1 protein-coding gene is annotated in these 471 nt (G+C 64.1%); it reads left to right on the top strand.

Annotated elements, in window-relative coordinates; all coding sequences use genetic code 11:
- Nucleotides 1-77 precede the first annotated feature (77 nt).
- Nucleotides 78-471, top strand: a 394-nt coding sequence (locus tag MKK69_RS31155; RefSeq protein WP_243964727.1) for a Crp/Fnr family transcriptional regulator, incomplete at its 3' end; no start/stop codon positions are given.

Raw genomic sequence — 471 nt, 5'->3', positions numbered from 1 at the left:
CCGCATCCCTCTATCTGAGCTTGTTGACCCTCAACGGTCTAGATCACACCCTCGGCCCCGTCTCGGAGTCACACGTCGTGGACATCACCCGTCGGGCCATCGATGAGATCACGGCGCATCACTCGAGCATCGCGCGCGCCTTCTGGTGGTGCTCCCTGCTCCACGGTGCCGTCCTCCGCGAGTGGTTGGTCAACATGGGCCCGCGGGCTCCCGACCAGCGCATCGCGCATCTTCTGTGCGAGCTACTCATGCGCCTGGAAGCGGTCGGACGTGTCACCGACAACAGCTACGCGTTCCCACTGACGCAAACCCAGATCGCCGACACGATGGGACTGTCCGACGTGCACGTGAACCGGACGCTGCGCGAGCTGCGCGCCCTCGGCCTGATCCACCTCAAGCGCCGCGTCCTGACCATCCTCGACGTCGAGCGAATGAAGGCTTTCTGCCGCTTCACACCGAACTACCTGCACT

Origin of the sequence: Methylobacterium sp. J-026, assembly GCF_022829585.1 — a bacterium.
Lineage (GTDB): Bacteria > Pseudomonadota > Alphaproteobacteria > Rhizobiales > Beijerinckiaceae > Methylobacterium.
Note: the sequence above shows the minus strand (reverse complement) of the source record. Positions and strands in the feature narration are given on the sequence as shown.